General features: G+C 45.1%; 6 protein-coding genes and 3 pseudogenes. 6 read left to right on the forward strand and 3 right to left on the reverse strand.

All coding sequences use genetic code 11. The features are described from left to right. The first annotated feature begins 529 nt into the window (after positions 1 to 529). The 5 genes from QUA70_RS18545 (at position 530) to QUA70_RS18565 (ending at position 4761) form a co-directional block, all read left to right on the forward strand. Positions 530 to 1603: a D-alanine--D-alanine ligase family protein gene (locus QUA70_RS18545; protein ID WP_333349142.1), complete on the forward strand. Its 1074-nt coding sequence runs from the start codon at positions 530 to 532 to the stop codon at positions 1601 to 1603. Between the two features lie 260 nt (positions 1604 to 1863). Beyond that, complete coding sequence (locus tag QUA70_RS18550) at positions 1864 to 2946, forward strand: AI-2E family transporter (RefSeq protein WP_333349145.1); 1083 nt, start codon at positions 1864 to 1866, stop codon at positions 2944 to 2946. Between the two features lie 62 nt (positions 2947 to 3008). Continuing rightward, on the forward strand, positions 3009 to 3164 hold the full coding sequence (locus QUA70_RS18555; RefSeq protein WP_333410540.1) for a hypothetical protein: 156 nt from the start codon (positions 3009 to 3011) through the stop codon (positions 3162 to 3164). Positions 3165 to 3176: 12 nt separating this feature from the next. Further along, positions 3177 to 3380, forward strand: a complete 204-nt coding sequence (locus QUA70_RS18560) for a hypothetical protein (protein ID WP_333349148.1) — start codon at positions 3177 to 3179, stop codon at positions 3378 to 3380. 142 nt (positions 3381 to 3522) lie between these two features. Beyond that, positions 3523 to 4761 (forward strand): HhoA/HhoB/HtrA family serine endopeptidase, encoded by a 1239-nt coding sequence (locus QUA70_RS18565; RefSeq protein WP_445251652.1) that lies wholly within the window; start codon positions 3523 to 3525, stop codon positions 4759 to 4761. A 367-nt stretch (positions 4762 to 5128) separates the two neighbouring features. On the opposite strand, the pseudogene QUA70_RS18570 reads toward QUA70_RS18565, so the two are convergent. Further along, positions 5129 to 5383 (reverse strand): annotated as a pseudogene (locus QUA70_RS18570) (IS1 family transposase); the annotation flags it as partial. Between the two features lie 4 nt (positions 5384 to 5387). Here QUA70_RS18570 and QUA70_RS18575 point away from each other — a divergent pair. Beyond that, positions 5388 to 5489: pseudogene (locus QUA70_RS18575) on the forward strand (radical SAM protein); the annotation flags it as partial. Between the two features lie 14 nt (positions 5490 to 5503). On the opposite strand, the gene QUA70_RS18580 reads toward QUA70_RS18575, so the two are convergent. Together QUA70_RS18580 and QUA70_RS18585 are read right to left on the reverse strand one after the other, a co-directional pair. Further along, on the reverse strand, positions 5504 to 6376 hold the full coding sequence (locus QUA70_RS18580; protein WP_333349153.1) for an MBL fold metallo-hydrolase: 873 nt from the start codon (positions 6374 to 6376) through the stop codon (positions 5504 to 5506). Between the two features lie 222 nt (positions 6377 to 6598). After that, positions 6599 to 6919, reverse strand: a pseudogene (locus QUA70_RS18585) (IS1 family transposase); the annotation flags it as partial. Positions 6920 to 7108 lie beyond the last annotated feature (189 nt).

The following is a 7108-nucleotide window of genomic DNA, read 5'->3' on the forward strand; positions in this document are numbered from 1 at the left end:
TTGCGAACTCAAACTCAATACTCAAAATAGAAATGGTAGTTACATCGCAACTAGATTAGTGGAAAGAAGCAATTTAATATGGGCGCAAATTCTGCATAAACCCATTAGCATTTTGCTGCAAACAACTATTCCGACAACGAAGGAGGACTGAAGTATTGAGCGTTTCTGTTTACTCCGGGAATATCTAACTGCACTGAAGGACGATGAAGCAAATAAACTGTTTCAAGTGAGGGCAAGAAATCGGGAATCGAATGCTGAGGGAAATGATGGGATTTTAAGCTATTTGGGGGATGCAATTTTTAACTCTCTGTGGCTGTTTGTTGTGGATTGTGGCGACGTTTTAACTGAAAATGACCGGGGTGAATTCAGGCTTTTGACAGGCGGGAGGGGGGATTTTAACCGCAGAGAGCGCAGAGAACACAGAGGAAGAGTGGGAGGGAGGAGATAAGTAGTTTTAAGGCGGTTCGTTTCTGCGTTGGCTGCGCTAACTGCGTGTATATTTGTCAAAAAGTGCTAGGAGTATTGAAAAATGACAAAGATGCGGATCGGGCTATTGTTCGGGGGGCGATCGGGCGAACACGAAGTCTCAATTAGTTCGGCGCGGGCGATCGCCCGTGCCCTCGCTGCTGAGGAAAATGCCTCTAAATACGAAGTTCTGCCCTTTTACATCCAAAAAAACGGCCGCTGGCTGTCGGGAACATTACCTCAACAAGTCTTAGCCACCGGAAAACCTCTGGAAATAGAGCAAGAACCAGGACAAGATGACTCTCCCGCGTCTGGACAGTTTCCTAATTTTAATGCCGTAGATGTTTGGTTCCCTGTTTTGCACGGGCCAAACGGCGAAGACGGTACGGTGCAAGGATTGCTGAAATTAATGCAAGTTCCTTTTGTCGGTTCCGGGGTTTTAGGTTCGGCGCTGGGAATGGATAAAATTGCGATGAAAATGGCTTTTGCTCAGGCTGGTTTGCCGCAGGTAAAATACATCGCTGTCAACCGTTCTGAAATCTGGTCTAATCCTTGCGTTTTCCCCAAACTCTGTGATAAAATTGAAGCAGATTTGGGTTATCCTTGCTTTGTCAAACCGGCGAATTTGGGTTCGTCTGTGGGAATTTCTAAAGCTCGATCGCGCGCTGAATTAGAAGCTGCCCTCGACAGCGCCGCCAGCTACGACAGGCGGATAATTGTCGAAGCGGGTGTGGTGGCTAGAGAATTAGAATGTGCAGTTTTGGGTAACGATAATCCCCAAGCTTCAACGGTGGGAGAAATTACTTTTCAAAGCGATTTCTACGACTACGAAACTAAATACACCCAGGGACAAGCCGACTGCTCAATCCCGGCAAAAGTCAGCGGGGCGATCGTCTCGCAAATCCAAGAAATGGCAGTACAAGCATTTTTGGCTATAGACGCAGCAGGTTTAGCGCGAGTAGACTTTTTCTACATTGAATCAACCGGAGAAGTTTTGATTAACGAAATCAACACTTTTCCCGGCTTTACAGCTACCAGTATGTATCCGCAAATGTGGGCAGCGGACGGCATTTCTTTCCCTCAATTAGTAGATCGTTTAATTCAACTAGCTATCGAACGGCATGGGGAAAAAGGTTGAATCGCGCACTGCAAACTGCTGCCGTGTCAACCGAAAAAAAATTATTTTCGCAGGTAATATATCCATTCCAGCGGAAACGATATAACATGGTTGTGGCAGGCACCGCCTGCCAGCAACCCAATTTCCGCTGCTGGTCGAGCAATTGGGAATTTTAAGCAGTCGGGTATAAATAAATGCACTATAAAATGGTTAACGGAGAAGGGCGAATAGCAGCGTCAATCTCACATCTTTCATCTCAAAATTTAACTCGGTTAACTTAGATGAGACGTTTCACTCAACTGCCGCAGTGGTGGACTTACGGACTGGTATTTCCCCTAGCGGTACTCAACTGCTGGTTAGCCCTCCTAGTCTTTGAATATTTCCGCGCCCTGATTACAGTTTTGGTAGTGGCTACAGTGCTGTCTTTTTTGCTAGATTATCCAGTGCGCTTTCTGCACAGATACGGCCTGAAGCGCGATCGAGCAGTTTTGTCGGTATTGTTTTTGACTTTACTGCTATTGGTGGTTTTAGGTCTCACTCTGGCACCCATTCTGCTAAACCAAATCACTGAACTCGCCACCAGGCTGCCGACTTGGATAGTTTCTGGCACAGAACAGATTGAAGCGTTCCACAATTGGGCGGAAAATCGCAATCTCCGCATTGATGTTAGCGGTTTGACTACCCAATTGAGCGATCGACTTTCAGCTCAGTTGCAGTCTCTCACTGGCGAAATTCTCAAATTTGGCTTGGGTGCTGCAGACAGTCTGTTGAATTTCCTCCTGACAATAGTCGTGACCTTCTACTTACTCTTGCATGGCGATCGCGTGTGGGAAGGCTTGTTTAAATGGTTTCCCTCCAAGCTGAGCCTTCAATTGCGAGAGTTGCTGGCGCGAAGCTTCCACAACTACTTCGTCGGGCAAGCAACTTTGGCGGGTTTGATGGGACTGTCTATCACTGTTGCTTTTTTAATTTTGCGAGTTCCCTTCGGACTGCTGTTCGGTTTGGGTGTGGGTGCAATGACCATAATTCCCTTCGGGGCACCTTTCAGTATTTGCATTGTCAGTTTGCTGATCACATTAAACAACTTTTGGCTCGGCGTCACAGTTTTAGCTGTCGCTACAGTAATTGAGCAAGTAATTGAAAGCGGGGTTGCTCCTCGGTTATTAGGCGGTTTTATCGGTCTCAATCCCGTGTGGATTTTAGTGTCGCTGCTGGTGGGGGTTAAGGTTGCGGGACTAGCAGGTTTGTTAGTTGCTGTGCCGATGGCTGGTTTTATTAAAAATACTGTTGATAGTTTGGAAAGTTCGAGGAACAAGTCGAGGGAAATCGATTCGGTTAGTTCCATTGAACCTGCGGAGCAATAATAGTGCAAACTCCGTTCAAATCTCAAATTTGAACGGAGTTTGGGTCGGCTATTTTAAGTTTGTTGAGTTGGTATTTTAGTTTGAGGCTTTACAGTTTTTTTTACTTCTCTTTAGGTTTAGGCTTTCCGGCTGCTTTAGCTAATGGCATGGATGCAGGCGGTATTAAAAACCCGGTTTCTACTTTAACGTCGATCGCTCACAACAAAGATTTTGCGTAGAAACCGGGTTTTTTGAGTCCAGGATTGTTGTTGACTTCGGATATCAATCCTGTGAAAATTTCGCGGGAAATGCGGAATATGCGAGCTGGCTACCGTAGTTTGTATTATCGCACTCAGACAGCAATTCACCAGTGCCGACCTAGCTCGATCGCACTCCAAAGCTCGAATCCACAGACTATTTGCCTGCGACTGTCCGGTTTCTACCCCAGCTTGTAGGGTAAACCCCACCAGTCAACCAGATAGTATAAATGCTTGAATTAAAATTAAAGAGCCTTTACTTCTAACTTAATTACAGTAGGTGCTAAAAATGCAAAACCCTAATTATAACTCTCCCTCTAACTCTCACCAAATTAATACTATGTCAACCCAAAAAATGCCTGCTTCTGCTCAGCGTTCTAGCCGTTTTTATTTGCCTAAAAAACTTGCTTTTTTATCCCTCATTTTACTCGGCTCCACCGCAACTGTTGGGTGCAACGCCCTAACTTCTCAAGTTCCTGGAAGTTCTAACGCCATTCAAGCTGAACCTTCAAGTACAGCGCAAATCTCAGCATTGCCTGCAAATATACTGCCCTCTCAAGACTCTAATTTTGTCACTAAAGTAGTGCAGGAAGTCGGCCCTGCAGTGGTGCGGATCAACTCTTCTCGGACGGTGACGAACCAAGTTCCTGATGAGATACCTGAGCAATTCCGCCGCTTCTTCGGTTCCGAATCTCCGATTGCACCGGGAAATCGAGTAGAACGGGGTTCTGGTTCGGGTTTTATTTTTGGTTCTGACGGTCGCATTTTGACTAACGCTCACGTCGTTGACCGCGCGGATACGGTGACGGTAAAACTGAAGGATGGCCGCGAATTTGTCGGCAAAGTTTTAGGCGTAGATACAGTTACTGATGTGGCTGTTGTTAAAATTGAAGCTAACAATTTGCCTGTGGTGAGTTTGGGCAAATCTGAAGAATTAGAGCCGGGAGAATGGGCGATCGCGATCGGTAATCCCCTCGGTTTGGACAATACTGTGACTGTGGGCATTATTAGCGCTACAGGCCGTTCTAGCGCCGATGTCGGTGTTCCTGACAAGCGCGTCAGCTTTATTCAAACCGATGCTGCGATCAATCCCGGCAATTCCGGTGGCCCGCTGCTGAACCAGCGCGGTCAAGTTATCGGCATGAATACGGCGATTATTCAAGGTGCTCAAGGATTAGGTTTTGCTATTCCGATCGATCGAGCACAACAAATTGCCGACCAATTAGTAACAACCGGAAAAGCCGAACATCCTTATCTCGGCGTTCGGATGTTGAGCATTACTCCCGCAATCAAGAGAGAATTTAATAACAATCCCAACACCAAATTGAGGCTGACTGAAGATAAAGGCGTGTTAGTTTTGGGAGTTGCGAGAAATTCTCCGGCGGCACAAGCTGGAGTTCGCCTTGCCGATGTGATCAAGAAAATCAACGGTACAGAAGTCAGTGATGCTGGCAGCGTACAGCAAATTGTAGAGAAAACTACAGTGGGCAGCGATCTGCAGCTTGAATTAAGCCGCAGCGGACAACCTGTTACTGTGGCGGTGAAAGCGGGTGCTTTTCCAGCGGACCAGCAGCGGTAGAATAGTTGATTCAAACTTATATTTTGCACCATTGTCAATTACTTGTTTAGGAACAGGCTTTCCGGCCTGTTCCACAAGAAAATTCATCTCTTGTGGAATGGGCCCCACAGCCCGTTCTTGACAATGGTGCAAGATTTAAGTTCAAACTCATATGTTGCACCATTGTCAAGAATCCTTTTATGAACAGGCTTTCCGGCCTGTTCCACAAGAAAATTTATCTTTTGTGGAACGGGCCCCACAGCCCGTTAAGCGAGAATGGTGCAAGAGGTGAGTTAAAACTCATTATGTTGCACCATTGTCAAGAATCCTTTTATGAACACGCTTTCCGGCCTGTTCCACAAAAAAAATTGGTGTTGCTGAATTCAGGTATGATATTTTTTTTTGAGCCACTCAATGTTTCTAATTCATCTAGTTCTCCGACATCGGAAATTGTGTCTGGTTCGTAAGCCTGTGGTATAAGTTCTCCCACCTGTTGAACCCAATTAATTATTGTCGTATGATGAACTCCTTGGATTCTCTCTATTGCTCGAAAACCCATACCATTGACATACATTTTTAGACATTCATGCTTAACTCCTTGAGAGTAACCCTTATGGGGTTGGTAGCATTCTATGAATTTCCTAGCACTCACTTGGGCGAGCGATCAGATGGAGATTCATATTCTGAAAGATAGCAGTCGGATTTTCACAGGCTACCGGGGTCAACTGAATCTGGCTGAGTCGGAGTGATGAACCCGATCGCATTAAGCATCGAGCATCCAAGCAATACACTGTTGCATTTGATTGCTCATTGTTTGTCGATCGGCATTATACCTGCGGCCGTGTCCCGGCAACACCCATTCAAACGAGTAATTAGCCAAATTCTGCATAGATTTGATTTGTTCCGGCCAAGAATACCAACAGACATCGCGAAAGCCAACTAGCTGCTGCAAACTTTCCGACCAAGCAAGATGATCGCCGCTGAACAAAAACTTGTTATTGTAAAGCAAAACAGTGTGACCTTTCGTGTGACCTGGAACAGAAATAATCAACAAATCCTCTGCGATTTGAGGCGATTTCCTACCAGAAAATTGAATTTCTACACTGCGAGTCCCCGCGTTAACTTCGTCCGCATGGAGAATGCGATCGCACCCAAAATGATCGTGGTATTGTTGATGATCTGCTACGTCGTCGCGGTGAGTCAAGTACAGATAGCGAATGCCACCCATTGCTTCGATATTTTTAACTAGCGGCGGCACAAAACGGGGAGAATCCACTAAAATGTTTCCTTCGGGGCGGACAATTAAATAGCTGGCGGCGGCGTAGGATTTCTTTGAGTGGTAGCCACAGTGATAGACATTTTCTGCTACGAGTGCGGGCAACATTCGCTGGGCTTCTTTGATGCTTTTGGGTTTTTCTACAGTCCCGATCGAACTTGTGGGACAAGACAAAAGAGCCGCGAGCGATCGCCTTTCTTCCATCTCGTTAGTTGGTTGGTGGTAAACTGCAGACTGTTCTCCCTCTTGAGTAAATACTTCAGGTGCCATCCACCGACAAGTATCACAGTCAATGCAGGTACTGTCTACATAAAAGTTACCGTTAACATTTTCAGCACGCCTCCGATTAATGTTAGCCATTTTTCTACCTCTTAATAACCCATATAAATTATGGTAACTTACTATAACTAGAACTGCGGACATCCCGACGGGGGTTGAAACCGTCTCACAGCACAAGTCGGTTAAAACTCACATCTTGCACCATTCTCGCTTAACGGGTTCTGGTACCCGTTCCACAAAAGATAAATTTTCGGCGTTGCTGAATAGAGGTATGACATATAAATAGAGGGGATTGAATACTGCTTAAAATGAATAATTACTTGAATAGGGAATCGGCACATCCTCGAATTTCAGATAATGAATGAATAACTTGATAGAATATCTGAGCAACTTGTGGTCTAAGTTAGAATAACACAGAGTTTTTCGGTGCAGTCGAGCTAGATCATGTCTTAATCTTGTGTTTTCACCTTCAACTCGGGTCATGTAAATTTTACAAATAATTTGGTCTCCTGCGGAAATCGATATTGGATAAACTTTCGGGCCATCGGTGACATAAAAATAGCATTGCCATTGACTAACTAACTCGCATAAAGGCTCAAATGTTTTGGCACTATGGTTTCCTAGGTACACAACGTGTTAAATTTAAGTTTAAAAAGATAAATTTTCCCCCCTACCTACTTAGGTGGACTTTGTTTGTGTAGTAGGGGTTTCTAACCGCCGAAAATTAATGTCGAAGATTAGACCTCTTGCAAAAAAAATCTATGCTATAATAGAAGGTTTTCAATTTAATCCCCCTAGAGCTAACTCATAATT

The organism is Microcoleus sp. LAD1_D5 (genome assembly GCF_036702115.1).
In the GTDB taxonomy this organism is placed as follows: Bacteria; Cyanobacteriota; Cyanobacteriia; order Cyanobacteriales; family Microcoleaceae; genus Microcoleus.

Excerpts from the sequence above, each read along its gene's own strand:
- QUA70_RS18545 (WP_333349142.1), top strand. The coding sequence starts at position 530 with ATGACAAAGATGCGGATCGGGCTATTGTTCGGGGGGCGATCGGGCGAA.
- QUA70_RS18550 (WP_333349145.1), top strand. The coding sequence starts at position 1,864 with ATGAGACGTTTCACTCAACTGCCGCAGTGGTGGACTTACGGACTGGTA.
- QUA70_RS18565 (WP_445251652.1), top strand. The coding sequence starts at position 3,523 with ATGTCAACCCAAAAAATGCCTGCTTCTGCTCAGCGTTCTAGCCGTTTT.
- QUA70_RS18580 (WP_333349153.1), bottom strand. The coding sequence starts at position 6,376 with ATGGCTAACATTAATCGGAGGCGTGCTGAAAATGTTAACGGTAACTTT.